Annotated in this window: 14 protein-coding genes; 9 read left to right on the top strand and 5 right to left on the bottom strand. The window is 59.7% G+C overall.

The genetic code is table 11. The annotated features are described in order from the left end of the window. Nucleotides 1-11: 11 nt before the first annotated feature. The 7 genes from AWB80_RS20910 to AWB80_RS43385 all read left to right on the top strand — a co-directional run bounded on the left by AWB80_RS20910 (nt 12) and on the right by AWB80_RS43385 (nt 8,009). The gene (locus AWB80_RS20910) at nt 12-1,292 is read left to right on the top strand and encodes a hypothetical protein (protein ID WP_061176553.1); all 1,281 of its coding nucleotides are present in this window, start codon (nt 12-14) and stop codon (nt 1,290-1,292) included. A 34-nt stretch (nt 1,293-1,326) separates the two neighbouring features. Further along, the gene (locus AWB80_RS20905) at nt 1,327-1,902 is read left to right on the top strand and encodes a hypothetical protein (RefSeq protein ID WP_061176552.1); all 576 of its coding nucleotides are present in this window, start codon (nt 1,327-1,329) and stop codon (nt 1,900-1,902) included. 3 nt (nt 1,903-1,905) lie between these two features. Further along, nucleotides 1,906-4,341, top strand: coding sequence for a GspE/PulE family protein (locus AWB80_RS20900; RefSeq protein ID WP_167390467.1), 2,436 nt, complete (start codon nt 1,906-1,908; stop codon nt 4,339-4,341). A gap of 11 nt (nt 4,342-4,352) precedes the next feature. Further along, the gene (locus AWB80_RS20895; protein WP_061176551.1) at nt 4,353-5,471 is read left to right on the top strand and encodes a type II secretion system F family protein; all 1,119 of its coding nucleotides are present in this window, start codon (nt 4,353-4,355) and stop codon (nt 5,469-5,471) included. An 11-nt stretch (nt 5,472-5,482) separates the two neighbouring features. After that, nucleotides 5,483-6,097, top strand: a complete 615-nt coding sequence (locus AWB80_RS20890; RefSeq protein WP_087131468.1) for a type 4 pilus major pilin — start codon at nt 5,483-5,485, stop codon at nt 6,095-6,097. A gap of 15 nt (nt 6,098-6,112) precedes the next feature. Continuing rightward, a complete protein-coding gene (locus AWB80_RS20885; protein ID WP_061176550.1) occupies nt 6,113-7,399 on the top strand; it encodes a hypothetical protein in 1,287 nt (428 codons plus the stop codon). A 403-nt stretch (nt 7,400-7,802) separates the two neighbouring features. Continuing rightward, nucleotides 7,803-8,009 carry a hypothetical protein gene (locus tag AWB80_RS43385; protein WP_143328103.1) on the top strand — a complete coding sequence of 69 codons (207 nt, stop codon included), beginning with the start codon at nt 7,803-7,805 and terminating at the stop codon, nt 8,007-8,009. Nucleotides 8,010-8,127: 118 nt separating this feature from the next. Here the strand turns inward: AWB80_RS43385 and AWB80_RS20880 are convergent, their stop codons facing one another. The 5 genes from AWB80_RS20880 to AWB80_RS20865 all read right to left on the bottom strand — a co-directional run bounded on the left by AWB80_RS20880 (nt 8,128) and on the right by AWB80_RS20865 (nt 12,392). After that, a complete protein-coding gene (locus AWB80_RS20880) occupies nt 8,128-9,123 on the bottom strand; it encodes a CAP domain-containing protein (protein ID WP_061176549.1) in 996 nt (331 codons plus the stop codon). A gap of 208 nt (nt 9,124-9,331) precedes the next feature. Next, entirely contained in the window at nt 9,332-9,706 is a 375-nt protein-coding gene (locus tag AWB80_RS20875) for a hypothetical protein (RefSeq protein ID WP_061176548.1), read from the bottom strand. Between the two features lie 3 nt (nt 9,707-9,709). Beyond that, a complete protein-coding gene (locus AWB80_RS44425; RefSeq protein WP_167390466.1) occupies nt 9,710-9,880 on the bottom strand; it encodes a hypothetical protein in 171 nt (56 codons plus the stop codon). Between the two features lie 20 nt (nt 9,881-9,900). Next, nucleotides 9,901-11,082, bottom strand: coding sequence for a FlhC family transcriptional regulator (locus AWB80_RS20870; protein WP_061176547.1), 1,182 nt, complete (start codon nt 11,080-11,082; stop codon nt 9,901-9,903). 77 nt (nt 11,083-11,159) lie between these two features. Further along, nucleotides 11,160-12,392 carry a hypothetical protein gene (locus AWB80_RS20865; RefSeq protein WP_061176546.1) on the bottom strand — a complete coding sequence of 411 codons (1,233 nt, stop codon included), beginning with the start codon at nt 12,390-12,392 and terminating at the stop codon, nt 11,160-11,162. A gap of 1,344 nt (nt 12,393-13,736) precedes the next feature. Here AWB80_RS20865 and AWB80_RS20860 point away from each other — a divergent pair. Both AWB80_RS20860 and AWB80_RS20855 read left to right on the top strand, forming a co-directional pair. Beyond that, nucleotides 13,737-14,036 (top strand): hypothetical protein, encoded by a 300-nt coding sequence (locus AWB80_RS20860; RefSeq protein ID WP_061176545.1) that lies wholly within the window; start codon nt 13,737-13,739, stop codon nt 14,034-14,036. A 108-nt stretch (nt 14,037-14,144) separates the two neighbouring features. Continuing rightward, on the top strand, nt 14,145-14,579 hold the full coding sequence (locus tag AWB80_RS20855; protein WP_061176544.1) for a hypothetical protein: 435 nt from the start codon (nt 14,145-14,147) through the stop codon (nt 14,577-14,579). Nucleotide 14,580 lies beyond the last annotated feature (1 nt).

The raw sequence follows: 14,580 nt of genomic DNA, 5'->3' as shown, positions 1-14,580 counted from the left end.
TAAGCATCCCTATGCACTTCGAATCCATACCGGGAGAAAAGGGCGCGAAGCTCGTATTCGGGCTGGATTGGCGCGCCTATTCCGCCAAGGGCGCTCGCGCCGAACGCCGACACTACGTCGAGGAGTCAGGTGCGACGCACTACACCGAATACAAGGCGAATGACGAGACCATCGTCGGGTTCTGCGAACTTGAACCTGCGCACCGCAAGGGTGGCAAGCTGTACTCTGCTGCGGCGCGTATCGCGTCGTTGGACCGCGTTCGTCGGCGTCCGGCGGTACTCGTTCTCATACAGAACGATGAGCGCGTGCATTTGGTGCTCGTGCAGCGTGGCGCTGTCTCGCTCGATCAGGAAGTAGCACTTAATGCGCTTGCCGATCGGCGACACGAGATCGAGGACGGGTGCGCAAAAGCAGGGCTCGAACTGGCGACCCTTGGTTACGGCGCGCAATTGCACGCGGTAAATGAGTCGTTCGATCTTCGCGAGCTGCTTGTCGCGCGCAAGGTCGGGCTGATCAAGAAGGTCCCGGTGACCGTGCCCACGACGGTGCCGTTGCTCGTCATCCTGGCTGCCGTGTTCTTCGGCGGCAAGCAATTGATTGACGTGCTCAATCCGCCCCCACCGCCGCCCGTGCCCCCGCCGACGTTCATGCAGGAGTATCAGTCCGCAGTGATGCGCACGTTTGCCGCGCCTGCTCCGCTCGCGAACCAACTCGCACCGAAGCTGCTGGCTAGTTTCGGCGCGCAGGAAACCAACGTCGCAGGATGGCAGTTTCAAAAAGCGTCTTGCACGATCGCGGGTCCCTGCATCGCAACGTACAAGCGACAGGGCGGCACGTTCAAGGAATTCGACGCACGCGCGCCGGAGTCGCTGCGACCGGTCGTCTTCAACCCGGACGGTTGGCATCTGACCGCGCGTGGGCCTGAAGTGACGGTCGCTGAGCGTGTCGCGCTCGCCCAGCAAAAGACGTGGCCGACTCAGCAGGCACTCATCAAGGCCTTGCAGACCGATCCGCAAAAGCTTTCGATTAAGCCGGACACGCTCGATAGCCACGGTTACGTCGTTGATATCAAGCCCGCCGAGCGCCTCATTGCGCGACAACCGACGGCGGGCGAAGTGCAGGGGCCGCTCGTGCGGCGTGGCACGTGGCAGATCGACGGATACAAGTGGCAAAGCGCGCTGCTCGCGCGCCTGCCCGACAACATGGCACTGGACACCCTCGACGTTGAACTGAAAGAGGACGGTACCGGGGTGCATTTCACTGCGAAGGGTAAATACTATGTTCTCAACTAAGTGGCCAGCACGGGCCGCCTGCTTCGGTGCGCTCATGTTCGTCGCCGGCGCGGCGGTTTCGCAGGAAAGTCATCTCACGCTGGACGACATTGACAAGCTCGCGCGCGCAAAGCTCGTCGACTCGATGCGGGGTCCGCAAGGTGGTCAAGGTGGGCAAGGCGGATCAGCGGCACCAGGCAGCGGCGAAGGCCTCTCTTCGCCGCTCGGCGCGACCGGGGCACCGGTCACCGCCGCCGCCCCCGCCCCCGCAGCGCCCAAGATGGAGCACAGGCCCAGTGCGCCGCCGAAGCGCGTCATTCCCGCGAGCTTCGTTGGGGCGTACTCCGACATGTCCGGCTCCTACGTTCTGTATGACTATCAAGGCACGACCTATACCGCGCGGCGCGGCAGCCGGTTGCTCAATGGCTGGACCGTAGCCTCCATCGACGGCTTCACGGTCAATCTCGTCGACGGCAAGCGCCACTGGACAGAGACCATCGCTGCGCCCTCTGACGCGCCCGCCGCGATTCCGGACTCGCCGGCCGTCAGGGCGATCACTGATCTGTCATCGCCACTTCCGCCGGGGGGTGTCTCATCGACGGCTTCCACCTTTGTACCGTTTGGGAAATAAGCAATGGGTCTGTTCGCACAAGAAGAGCAGGGCACGCCGGACACGGCAAGCGGCGGCTTCCTGAAGCGATTTCGCGCTCCGCGCTCGAGCTTCGTTGAGCTTGGCATTGCTGCGGAGCCGAAATTCGTCTCCGCAGAGCCTGTTGCCGGAAAACGGAAACGGCGAGATAGACCTTCCGAAATGGCGGCGGCGCAAGCATCGCCCGTGAGCACGCGCGCGGTGAACCCGCAAGTCACGTTTCTCGGTCGCGCGCTATCGGGGGGTGACATCGAAGATGTCGAGAGCACGGAGATCGGCGATGACTGGCACTCTGCCACGCAGGCTGCGCCCGAGCAGTGCGAAGCTCCGGCCGATGTGACCGATGAAGATGTGGCCTTTCGCCCGTTCGTCCCGCCCAGCTTCGAACGACCCAGCTACGCGAGCATGGCTGCCTCGATGGTAGCCAGGGAGCGCGGGGAGCCGGTGAATAGCTTAGGCGCGACAGCGGAAGCGGTGCGAGCCGCTGCGGACGTACAAAATTCGCCGCAGCCTGAATCGCTCGTTGTCACCGCGCCGTCGGAAACTCATGAGCGCGCTAGTTCCGCTGCCAGCGATGCGATGCTCGACGTGCGTGCCGCATCCGCTGCGCGCGTTGATCCTCTGCAGTTCGAGAAGCAACCGGAAGTCGAGCCTCATCGGCCCGTAGGCTCTGGCGAGAAAAACGCCATGCCCCCGCCGACCACGGCAGCGCAGGAACAGCCAGCGGACGACGATGAGCAGTTGGAGGGCGGAGGACTGTCGTCCGGGCGGCCGGAACTCGTGTCGCCCGATTCCCTTCTGGACTTCAAGCGTATTCTGACCGTCGCGGACGACGATGCCGCGCTGCGCATTCCCGCGGCCGCCCGCAAGGAGTTCGTCGCCGTTGAGCTTCAACCGGGTGTGGCGATCACGGTGGCCACCGCGCGATTCTCAGAGAAGGCGCAGTACGCAACCTTCATCAAGGATCTGGGCGCGAACGACATCCTCGTGCGCGAGGAGATGATCGCGTCCGATGCCGTAATCGCCGCGATCTACTCGGGTAAGGCCGCGGCGTCCGCGAACTCCACAGTCCGCGAAGCGAGCCGCGCGATCGGCAATTTCCGGGACATTGTTGAGGCCGCACACGCATACGGCGCGAGTGACATTCATTTTGAGCCACGCGAGTTTCACAACGAGGTCGAAGTTCGGTTTCGCGTGAACGGTGACATGTACACGTTCAGCCGCATGCCGAAGGCCATCGTTCGTCGCGCCTTGTTTGCCGCGTACAGCGATCTCGTTCAGCGCAACACGAACTCGGGCAACAGCTTCCAGCCGACCGCGCCCCAGTCGGCAATGATTCCGTTGGTGGTCAAGACGGACACGGTCAACCTGCGCTGGCAGTCGTCTCCGCTGGTGGGCGGGTATGACGTCACGCTGCGTCTGCTCGACGGCAACTTCAAGAACTATTCGGTGCTGCTGCCCAAAGACATGGGCTTGGAGAAGAGCCAGCTTGAGCTGATCGAAACGCTCAACTATGTGAGCGGCGGCATCACGGCGCTCACTGGCGAGACGGGCTCGGGCAAGACGACGACGCTGCGAGCGCTCTCGTACATGCTGCCGGATCGCGAACTCAAGAAGCAGTTCGCGGTGAACGAACCGTCCGAGTATCCGATGCCGTGGCTGTCCGACTACTCGATCATTCGCCGGCCCGACGAGACGGACGATGAAGCGAACCGGAAGTACGCTGAGGTAATTCGAACGCTGATGCGGCAGGATCCGGACGATCTGACGATCGGGGAAGTGCGCGACCGCGTCGTGATGGGACTAGTCGCCGAACTCGCCTTGACCGGCCATCCGGTGCGTTTCTCGCTGCACGCGGGCGACATCATTGCAGCGGTCATGCGTATGGCGGGGGGACGGCTGCAACTGCCGATCGACGAGCTGGCTTCCGAAGGGTTCATCAATGCGGTCGGCAACCAGAAGCTGATCCCGACGCTTTGCGAGCACTGCAAGCTGCCGGCCGAAGACGTCATGCCCAAGGCTGACCTCGAACTGCTCCGCACGAAGTTTGGCCTCGATACCTCGGCGATGGCGTGCCGCAACTATGACGGCTGCGAACACTGCCGGCTGAAGGGGCTTTTCACGCGCAACGGCAAGGTGGCAGGTGGCACCAAGCGGCCGTCGTTGGCTGCTGAGCTGTATCGCCCAACCCCGGAATTCCTGGAGCGGGTTGCCGAGCGCGACTGGGCCGGTGCGCGCGCAGTTTGGCGCGGCGAGCGTCGTACCGGGTTCGATAACGCGAATATGACTGGAAAGACGCTCTATGAACATGCTCTTTTCAAGGCTTCGCGCGGTTTGATTGACCCACAATTCATCAATCGCTCGATGCAGTCGTTTGCGCAGTACCGCGTGATGCCTGGCGTCGATGGTTTGATGGTCTAACCCAGTCTCCCATGATCACCACGTTCGCAAAGATGCTGTCCGTGCGGCAGCAGTTGGTCGTCGCGCGCTGGCGGTTCCAGAAAGTCCGCGAGGACTTCTACCGCGAGACGCGGCTCGATATCGCCGCGAAGGGCCTGCGCAACACCGAGACGCTGTTCGACCGGCTTGAAACGTACGAGAAGCGCAGCCGTTCGCGAGGCAAGCTCGAGTGGCGTGTGTTCGCGCGCATCCGCGAGACGATGCAGCGCGGGGAAAGCTTCGCGCTTGCAATCAAGCCATTCGTCCCCGGCGATGAGTACGCGCTGCTGGACATCGCGGATGAGTCTTCGCGCGAAGATGCCGTCGTTCGCGGCTTCGAGCTCGCGGAAATGGCGGCGAAGGCCAAGCGCGTGCTGTCGTCGACGACCTCGGTGCAGATGGCATACCCGGCGCTGCTGCTCGTCTATATGTACGCATACTGCATGCTGTTTGGCGGCGTCATCTTCCCGCAGGTGCTCGACGTCCGGCCGCTCGACCAATGGCCCGATCTCGGCCGGTTTCTCTATCACGTCGACACGTTCTGCTACGAGTATTGGTGGCTCACGCTCACGGCGGTGATCGGCCTTGTGCTCGCTTATTTTTCGAGCCTGAAGCGCTGGGCCGGTCCGCTGCGCGACAGGTTCGACCGCATGCCGCTGCTCTGGCGCAATCGTCGTGACCTCCGCGCGGCCCTGCTTATTGTTTCGCTCGCGGGCCTGTTCGACTCCAACCTCACGCTCCGTGCGGCGCTCGACAGGCTCCTCAAGACAGCCGATCCGTGGTTGCGCTGGCATTTAAAGATCATGGATCGCCGCTTGACGGCCCGCTCTGATGAGCCGATGCGCGCGCTCGATACCGGCATCTTTTCGGTCACGATCGTCGACACGATCACCGACGCTGCGGGGCGCGACCAGTTCGAAGCGGCCATCAAGAGCCTAGGCCGCGAGTCGCTCGATCGCGTCGTTGAAGCAGTCAAGCGCAACGCCCGAATGACGCATTTCATCCTGCTCGGCTTTGCCGCTGCACTGTTTCTGACCCTCGGCATTGGCTCATACGTCGTGACGGGTGCCGTCAACCCCACATCGGGGAATCCCGCCGCTTCTAGCTATTAAGGAAAAGCAAAGTGACCAACGATAACACGCAAGCTGTCCAAATCGACCCGATCAAAGAACGCCGGGCGCGCATCCTCAACATCGCACGCGCCAAAAAGCAGTCGGGCGAACTCTCGATGATCGAAGCAGGTGCAGTGATGGCGGGTGCCGCACTGCTCGCACTGGCGGTCTATGCCGGCGGCAAGTACGTGCTCGATCTGATTCATTCGTCGCAGTTCAAGAGCGAAGCACAGATGTTCCACACCGGGATCCTGAACGCGACGCAGAACGACGCCGATTTCTCCTCTGAAACGCTCACTGTGCTGGCGCAGAATCACGCCTTTGATTCCGCGGGATCGCGCGTCGCATTGGACAAGTCAGCGGTCAAGGGCATGTTCAATGGCACGGTGACGGCTGCCGTCGGCACGCTCGTTACCTCGAATGATTCGTTGATTCTGACGTATCCGGTCACATCGACGGTCTGCTCCCTGAGTGCGGCTGCGCTGATCACCGTCTACACCCAGGTGACCGTCAACGGCACAACGATCTTCTCGCCGACGGTCACGTTCAACCCGCAGACGGTCGCCACTGCATGCGCATCGAACGGCGCGATGGCGTCGATGGGACTGTGGACCACCCGTACCTGATCACGGACCGCCGACATGGGAAGCATTCTTGAGATGTTGATCGTCCTGGTCGGCGCGGCCTTGCTGACCGTACAGGGTATCAAGGAAGACATCGCTGCAAAGCGCCAGAATCTGTTGCAGATCGAAGGGCAGAATATTGCGTCGATCAACTCGGCGCTTGGCAGTTACATCACGAACAACTACGCGTCGCTAGTTCCGGTTGGCTATTCGCAAAGTGTCTCTACGCCGGTCGATCCAACAAGAGTACCGACGCTCGATCAACTCAGCGCGCAGTCGAACAACAAGGTCTCCTTCAAGAACGGGCCGTTTTGGGGCGGGATGTATCAGATCGCGCTGTCGATCGTGCCCGACAATTGCTCGACCGCAACGGGCACGTGCCATATCGCCTCGCAGATCTATCCGAGCTTGCCGCTCGTCAGCATGAAGGACAAGACGGCTGACATCGCCGGCGCCGGTGTCCTCGCTGCGGCCGGGGGTGCGCAGTTCGGCTACTCGACAAACCGAGCGCCGGCGACGGTGATCGGCATTCATGGCGGGTGGACATTGCCTAATCCAGTAGGTAGCAAGGCTGGGATGGTCCTCGCGATTAATGGATTCGGTGCGGACGGCAATTCGCCGTATTACCGCCGTGATGGCGCGCTCCCGCTGACCGGCACGATGAACGCGAATAATCAGGACATGCAGAACGTCGGCAATGTCACGCTCGGCGCGAACAAGGTCTTGAAGGTCGACAACGGCGCGATCTACTACGGCGACAGCGTGAACGCGGCAGTTCGGACCAAGGGCACCTTCAGCGTGCAGAACTATCAGGGAACGGGACCGGCCGGGCTCAACGTCGGGGACGTTAGTTCGTCAGGGACGGTCTCTGGCAACACCATCAACGGCAATATCGCGAACATCAACTACACCGCCAGCAAGTGCAACTGGAACGGAGTGACGATCCGCAACAACCTCATGTACGTGTGCAATAAGTGGGGCAACTGGGTAGGTGCGAGCACCTTGGTGAGCAACCAGTCGGCCGATGCCCAGTACAGCGGTTGGTATAACGGATGGGGCGTGACGCCTCCTTCATGCGGCCCCGGTGGCACGGCGTGGTATCGCATCACCCCGCAATCGCTGACGACCGACTATTCCAATCACAATCCACCGATCTCGGGCGCGCGTTACGCGATGGGTTGGAACGGCTCGCAATGGGTGCTCCAAATCTATGACGTACTTGCTGACGGCGCAAATACGCTTGTGCAAGATCAGCTCGGCCTGCAAGCGCAAATCGACGTTGGCTGTAACTACTCAAACCAATAAGAACATGAAGCGAATTAGGACGGTAATCTCGTTTGCGCTGATGGGGACGCTCAGCGGTGTGCTGACGGCTCCGGTCACCTCCAACGCGGAATGGGTCCAGAATCCCATCGGCGTTCCGCGTGCTCCCGGCTGCGACCCAGGGTATTCGTGGCAGAAGCTGGGTGTGCGGTACCAGTGCGCCACGCCACAACCAAATTGCGCATATGGCTTTGCTAGTGGACCAGTTTGGACAGGGACAGCTTGGGACTACTCCTGTAATGTACCGCCGCCTCCAAGCTGCCCGAGTGGGACAACACAGTTTGTCGCGCCCTCGTGGAACGGCTCGGCCTGGGTCGGACAGGTATGCCAACCAAATGCACCCACGCAACCGAAAGGGAATCCCGAGGAAGCCTGCCGAACCTACGTGACTCAGAAACTCGGCTTTTGGCCTGGATGGGGCGTGCAGAACTCAATTTTTGACGACGGCACGAACACTGAATTTATTACCAACACGTACAACACATCTCCGAACACTTACGAATACGCCATGTGCAGGGCGAGCGATAGTACCGGCGAAGTGAACGGCTACGATGTGCAGGGTTATGGCGACACTGCGGGCTCGGGCGGTTGAGGCAAAGGTTCCCAACATAGCGCCTCGGAGATTCACTGCGGGGCTTTTTACGTCTTGCCAACAATAAAAAAGCCGCCAGATCGAATGGCGGCTCGGTCTTTTCTGCGACACAGCCTCATTAGCTGGCGAGGACGTTTCCAGTCGTGAAGGTAAAGGTACGGGAGAATGCTACGCCGTTAATCGTACCCGTGAGCGAAACCGTGTATTGCGCGTTCGGCGACAACGGCGTAGCGGGGTAAGCGACGCCCATCCACTTCGGCAGAATCTTATTCGGGTCGGTGGCCGAGTCCAGCACTTGCAAGGCGATCACGTGCGACGCCGAATCGGTCATCGTGGCGCTCTGCATGACGATGGTGTCATTCGGGTTGCCCGCGACCGCGACCGGCGTACCCCAATGACCGGATGTTGCAGGGGGCGTCGGCATTTCTCCAAAAGAGTCGTTCGCGACGCCGGTAGTGCCTTGGCATGGGAACGTCAACGGCGCGTTCGTCGTGATCTGCTGATAGTTGGCGAGTGCCAAGGAATACCACTCCTGCGGGAAACCGTTGTAGGTCGTCGCGACCTTGCCGATACCGACCGTGTTCATCGGTGCAACGGCAATCATGCTGTGATACACGCCCGAGATCAGGCCATGGATCGCTTGCTGTCCGTAGTGCGCTTCCGTCCACGTCGCATTCGTGTATAAACCGCCCGATACACCGCCGATCGGCGCGTTTTGCGGGAAACCGAAATGTGCCGCCCGATCAGCATACGAGACGCCTGTGAACCCGGAAGCACCCGCCGTTTCGGTATCGGACACAATATTGTTCGTGGCCTGATACTGCGCGTGAGCAGCCACCGACTGATCGAGCACGGTGTTTTCCTGAAGAGCAGGGAAACCGCACTGCTGGCGCTGCTGGTTGAGCAAGTTGAACGCGGCCAGATGGAAGCTGTCGGCCGGATACTGAGGCGTAGTCAGATTCGCCGGAGTCGTCGTTGCGGGCGTGCTGGCACCGCTTGCCGGGGCCGCAGGCGAAGCATCGCTGCCGCCGCCACCGCCACCGCCGCAAGCAGCCACCAGCAGCGATGCAGCGATCGCGGCCATCGAGAGTTTGAAGTTGTTCTGAATCGTCATTTGTTTTCCGATCTAGTTATTGCAGTCGCCCCCGCGATCTGCTTACTTTCATCTTATCGAGCGGTGTTCGAAGTCAAGGCGACCCGGAAGTCCGCCGCGAAACCACTTTCCTCGTTGGCAAATTGCCGTTGGCCAAACGGCGGCGCAGGCATTGTAATACCCGGTAAGGGTTCGAAATTCCGCACCGTTGTTTGATCGCAACCGTTTGCTATCGCTTCTGCCCGCGAGCGCGAAAATGCTTCACCCTCACGGCGACGAAAACGACGCCGAGCACTGCAGCGACGGCGACGGACTGTGTCGACCCGATTGAAGAGAGGAGTGCGGTTCCGCCCCAAAGGAGAATGAGAAAAGTCGTGAGCGCGCCGAATGCTTTGCTTTTCGACACGGCCGCGAACTGTCGCCTGCCCGAGCCGAACCTTTTCGCGAAGCGAATGTTGCTTCGCTCAAGGTCGAATGGCTCGTTGGACTGCGCCGTCGCCCGGTCGGCGCGGTAATGCGTCTCGTACCGTTGGAATCGTGCGTCGCCCCGGCCCTCAAGCCACGCGGCGACGCTGTCTGGAAAGAGGTAAGCGAAGTCCTGCATGGCTCAGTGCGTCACGTCCGCGTGGAATTCGATCGCACCGATCGCATCCGCAATGCACAGGCCCTCGGCCTCGCCGTTGTACGCGCCAGTTTGGAGGTCAAACCAGCCAATCCGCGCGCGGCCATCGCGTGAAAAAACGATGAGCCCTGCTTCGACGGAATATTCATTTGACATCGCCCAACCTCCAGTTTGGATTACGACTTCGCCTTCTTCTGCTTCGAGGCAAGGCGGGATTTGAGGGAATAGCTACAACCCGGGCAGACGAAGTCCTTAGCCAACTCGATCTTCCCCTGTTCGTTGGCGAGGACATAGTCTGTCTTGCAAGAGCGGCAGGGCGCCACGGAGAGTCTCGAGTCCATCGCCATCGCGCTGGCGAGGTGGTTTGCACGATCTGCGGTGATTACGAGGTCATCGCCGAACAATTTCGCGGCGATGTCATTGGTTGCGATCAAAGCTTTGGGAATATTCGCGTCGTTCCTGAGAGCACAGCGGTACAACCAAACGACGAACGTGGCTTGAACCCGGTTGACGGCTGTTTGCACATACCAGGTGAGCGACTTAGTTCTACAGCCGACCGGCGAGCTAACTCCGTGGATTTGCTTATAAACGGCGCGCGCGGTCGTTCGATTGAGGTTGAAGAAGTCCACGGCGGTCGACGCTCGGCATCCCTGCGACATGAAGAGACGGGCGAGTCCGTCCCGTTCAGCCCGTTCCAGACGTAGATTTGACCATGAATCCTTGTACGGCAACGCCGAAGCTGATATCTGTGATGTGCGCATGAGATGATGCGCAACCGATTCGTTGGATGGCCATCCGGTGCTGTACTCCTTCCAGAACAAGTTATCGTCGAAGCGCCACCTGAAGAGCGGGAACTTGATTCGACCGATGGCCGCTTCTAACTGGCGCACTGGCTTCGTCGCTAGATACTCGGCAAGCTCGAACGTAATGCCGAGCAAAGGCGGGGCTAGGATGTTCATTTGCAGCACATCCTTCAGCAGCGTTACGTAGTAGCAGTTGAAATGAAAGAGGTCCCGACTGATCATGCCGTCGACGGCTGGCATCTGCGATGCGAGTTGTTCAACCGTCTGAGAGTACATCACGTCGTCGACGAATGTTTCCCAGTCACGCGGGTTAGGCAGCGTAGGCAAGAGCGCCAAGAACGGCATGTTCATCAGCGTCGCTTTCGGAGCAGCGAACTTGTTGAACGTGTCCATGCTCTCGAGCGATACCGCAAAAACGGCCTCGGCCCGTTCATAGCGAGTGAGCACCTTGTGCATCAGCTCGGTCAGAGAGTAGTTCGCGCGCTGAATCTTCTCTGCAAGAAATGCTGGAAGAGTAAGGCTGGTCTCGATCGCGTTAAGTGTATTGATGGCCATCGTTGGTTCTTATTGTTGATAGTGCAACCCGGCGCGTACGACGCGCCGTCCACGATTTTGGTTGTTCTTTTCTTTCTTTATCGGGAAAGCCAGGTGTCGATTTCGACAAGCGATTTGCGCATCATTCCAGAGAGCGCTTCGACCAACCGGCGATGCTCCGCCGGGTCGCTGGATGCTTGCATGGCCAGTTGCGCCGAGGATAGTTTTCCCGTGAACGTCTCGAAAGCGGCGGTTGCCGCGCTCATCGAGTTTTGGACCTTCTCTGCCGCGTCAATTGACGCCTTCGCTTGGCTTCGCTGTTCCTGCAAGGATTCAAGTTCCTGCTTCGCGGCGCCAAGCGCTTTTTCGGTGCTCGCAAGTTCGGCGGTCTTTGCGCTGACAGCCTCAGCGATTGCCGTAAAGCCAGCGGGGGGGCTGATAACCTCCTTGATCTCGACTACCGGCTCTTGATTTTCGAGGACGCGTTGCAGTCGCGCGATCTCCTTGTCTTTGTCAGCGATGTCCTTTTCCATGCTGCTCAGCCCGGCTGTGCGGCGGTTGAAAAGGTCGTCGAGCCTCACCAACTCCTCTTGCTTAGCAGCCAGCTCGCGCGCGTTCGCCGCGAGTTCCTCTTTAAGGTGTGCAACGTCCTTTCCCGCGAGATATAACTCGGTCTTGCTATCTTCCAGCAACGAGGCGACGTTTTCCAGCTGGCGCTCGCTGTCGACGAGCGCGCTGTCGCGCTGCTTGAGCTCCTCCAGAAGCTTCTTGACCTCGGCGCGAGTCATGTCGGGATTGCTCTCCTTCGCCAGCATGATCTCGTTGATGTGCGCGTCAGTGTTGTGCTTGGCGGCTAGCATATCCAACTCGCCCACGTTAAAAATGCGGATCGCTTCGGCGTTGTCGCCGAAGCGCTCATAGCAACGCATATAGCTGCGTGCAGCGGATTGCTTGATGCCCAGGGCCTTCTCGAAGAACTCGTAGGCGATGGCAGCGGCCTTGTTATGAATGGCCCGAGTGTCGCCGGCTTTGGCGACCATGTTGTTCCGCACCAGGTGGTGCGCGTGGAACAACTGATTGCCAAGGGCAATCATTTCCGCGGCAATCCGTTCCCGGGACTCGGCAACAGCCATCATGCCGTCAGTCAGGCGGCCGATCAGTTCGTCTTCTGGGCCAAAGGATTCTTTCGCAGTTTCCTCGATGTGGGCGCGCGTGGCGCGGCTGTGGCCATCGCGAGGGACGATGAAATCATTGAAATCGATGTCATCGATCTTGGCGGGCAGGTTGTTCCGCTTGTTTGGGGTGTTCTTGGACGTCTCGCCGTTCAGCATTTCTTCTCTCCAGATTTTGCTACAGCACCCCCCGGTGCTGCTTGTCACGCCGCAGGCGCCTCTCGACTGCCTTGCGGTAATACCGTATGCACTTCGGTAACAAAGAGTAACGGCCGGTAAGGTTTGGACGGAGCGGAAAGAGGCACTTTTTTACCCCTCTTTACGTTCGCCGAACATGGAAGCGGCACATTTTTGGTGCAGCCCGCAAACGTTTAACGGAATAACTCAGTAAGACTTTAATTACATATGTGGAAGCAAATACCTAGAAAAGCGGCTTGCATATGTTCCCAGAAACGATCGTCGATAATTACATTTTGCTAACCGTGGCCTAGTGTTTGAAGATTGCGGCTCTCGATCCGTCGGCGAACATTAGGACAGCAGCTTTTGCATACTCAACGCTCAGAGGCTTGGCGCCACCGAGCAGGTCTCGCTTGGTGCAAAGCCGCTAGGGGAGATCATCGAGCGTGACGAGACTGAGGGAAGCGGGCATCAAGGACCGTGTCCGCGGAAGCGAATAGGCCTGCTCCGACCACAGGCCACAGTGGTGGCAAGTGGGCGCGGAGGAAGCAGGGCTTGCTTCGGGTCTGATCGGATCGGCGAACGTCGGTCTTCACTCAGTCCGTTTGCGTCTGTGCCTGTCAGGTAGCTGTCGGGCGGTCGAATGGGATATGTGGCCGAACCAAACCTTGGTTTCGAAAAATGAAGACGCCAAAAGGCGTCACGGCGAGGCGGTCGACCTCCGCGGTCGGGAACTCGGTTCCCGGTGCGTGTTCGATAACGAACGGGCCTTCGTGCAAGTAGAAGTCGTTCCCGCAGAGCCCGTAGAGGGTTTTGCGAAGCTTTGCTTGGGCGGATGCCTCCCCGGCACCGCCGATCGTGTCGGAGCTACGCTTCGAGGGGTGAAACTTAGAACCCTTGCGAAATGCCGTTGCGCGTAGTAGCCGCCGACCGCGACCAAGATCTCGAAAAGCATTGCGGTGTTCCGTTGGTTTGTCGGTACCCAGCTTGACACCCTCCGATTGTTGTCAAGGCGCGTTATGCGCAGTAACTCGGCCATCTCTCGAAAGACGCCATGTTTTTGCGAGCTTTCGCCTCTCTCTAGTTGCGTTACCGGCGTAGATTCCTCTGCATCCCCGCGTCTTTGACGCATCGACCGAAGCCACGCGTAACTCGCGCTCGCGCCTACTCCCTGTCTCTCGCATAGAGCTGCTTTCGCCACGCATTCCTGAGCCGTGACAAAAGCGTCTCTCCGCGCGTCGTTTTTCCCTGCTCACCCGAGCTTCGAAAACCATCCAGCGCTTTTAGGCTGGACATTCCTTAGTGCGTCTTTTTCTGGAGAGAAAAATGCCGAAGCAGTTGGTCTTTAAGGCGATGAAGTCGCCCGGTTGGTTGGTCGCTGTTTGCTTTGCGTTGTGGCTTGCTGCGCACTCGTTCTTCGCTTTCATGTTCGTTTCGTTCGTTGTCTTTTTGTGGATCAAGCGATCCGTCAAGGCAGCGATGAAAGAGGAGAAAGTCGAAGACACGAAAGGTACCGCGCATGCCGTTGTCGCGCCGGCTCCCGCCGACGTCAACGTTACGCCCATCAAACGTCAGTACGCCAAGTCCGCAGTGGTCGTTCCACTTGAGATAGGCACCGACGACTAGTCGCTATGCCTGAACGTCAAGACTGCCCGCACGGGCGGTCTTGACCCCTCACCCCAACGGGAAGCCATCCCGTTGCGGGCATGGGTTCCCGTTCATTCGGAGATTCCCATGCAACCAGAAGTAGCAGCATGGCAACTGGACATGTTCGACGCTCCTCCAGCGCCGGTTGCGCGTGTCCAAGCCAAACCTGATCCGCTGCCAGATCCGCATCTGTGGAGCGAGGCGGTCAACGACAAAATGGTCGACGCACTCATCAGTCTCGCGACTGACAGCAGACGCGGCGACAACATGCCCGAGTCGTTGATGGATTGCGCTGTGCTGTTCAGCGAGCGACTCAAGAACAGAAAGAAGATGGAACTAGAGGACTACCGGGCCACGCTGGGTTGGGTCATGGAGTTCTGGAACGGCGCGCTGCCGTATCGGTTCGTCTGCAAGATCAACGGCGTCGATCCCGAGATCCTGCAAGACATCATCCTGAGCAACCCACTGCTCAAGCGCGACATGGAAGCGGTGCGTCGCGAGTGCTTCGGCACGCTGCTGTAGG

This window comes from Caballeronia pedi, assembly GCF_001544915.2.
In the GTDB taxonomy this organism is placed as follows: domain Bacteria; phylum Pseudomonadota; class Gammaproteobacteria; order Burkholderiales; family Burkholderiaceae; genus Caballeronia; species Caballeronia pedi.
Note: the sequence above shows the minus strand (reverse complement) of the source record. Positions and strands in the feature narration are given on the sequence as shown.